We start from the raw sequence: 1,103 nt of genomic DNA, 5'->3' as shown, positions 1-1,103 counted from the left end.
AGCTGCGCCAAGAGATTGAGCAGCCGGAGCTGACGTTTTCGGCGGCCGACATGGTGGTGCCCGGCCAGCCCTGGCGGCACGATGTGACGGCGCGCAACGTGGGCGAGCTATACGCCTGGGCCTACCGCATTACGCTGAAGGAGTGGGAGAAATCGGGACAATATGATGAGAAGCAGCGCACCGTGGCGCAGCGCTACGCCCGGGCACTCCGGGCTGCGCCGGCGGCGACCTGGGCCGTGCCGGTACCCGCGCATCCGCAGGACTACAAGGAATTGAAGTTTGGCGCGGCGGGGGCGGCGCTGCCGGTTGGCTACTATCTGGTTATTCTCAGCAACCAGGCCACCGACCCGACGAAGGAAAAAGCCGGCGCGGTAACGAGCTACGGGTTTGTGGGGGCCAGCGAGCTGAGCGCCGTGCACCGCAACAGTATGGCCAGCGGCAATACGTCGCTGCTGCTGCTCAACCGCCAAACCGGTGCGCCGTTGGCGGGGGTGAGCACGCAGGCCCGGTTCACGGTGTATAACCGCACCAGCGAGCGCGACGACCAACGACTGGGCGCCACGTTGCAAACCAATGCAGCGGGCGAGGTTGAAATTCCGGGGCCGAATGCGGTGAATGACGCGCTTGGACGGGAGCAGCTGACCAGCGTGCGCGCCTGGCGGGGCCGCGACACGTTGCTGATTCCCATCAATGCCTACTATTATCCCGGCCGCGACAACCAGCCCGAGCAAGCCCAGCGCCGCACGTTTCTCTTCACCGACCGCGCCATTTACCGCCCGGGCCAGACGCTCTATTTCAAAGGCATTCTGACCGAAACGCTGGGTGCGAAAAGCAGCCTCCTCACCAACCAGCCGGTAAGCGTGCGGCTGGTGGACGTGAACGGCCAGACGGTGGAGACGCTGCCTTTCACGACTTCCGATTACGGCAGCTTCCACGGCTCCGTGGTGCTGCCCACGGGCCTGCTGAATGGCGAACTGACCCTGCAAACCGACCACGGCAGCATCAGCTTCGCGGTGGAAGACTACAAGCGGCCCACCTTTCTGGTGAGCATCGATTCGGTGCCGGGCCGGCCGCAGCTGGGCCAGCCGCTGACGCTGCCCACT

Annotated in this window: 1 protein-coding gene; it reads left to right on the top strand. The window is 65.2% G+C overall.

From position 1 onward, the window contains the following. A partial coding sequence (locus ACYVDE_RS23705; protein WP_460503986.1) for an MG2 domain-containing protein occupies window positions 1-1,103 on the top strand: 1,103 nt, incomplete at both ends.

This window comes from Hymenobacter agri, assembly GCF_054778495.1.
The sequence above is the reverse complement of the archived record's forward strand: the minus strand, read 5'-3'. Positions and strand labels throughout refer to the sequence as shown.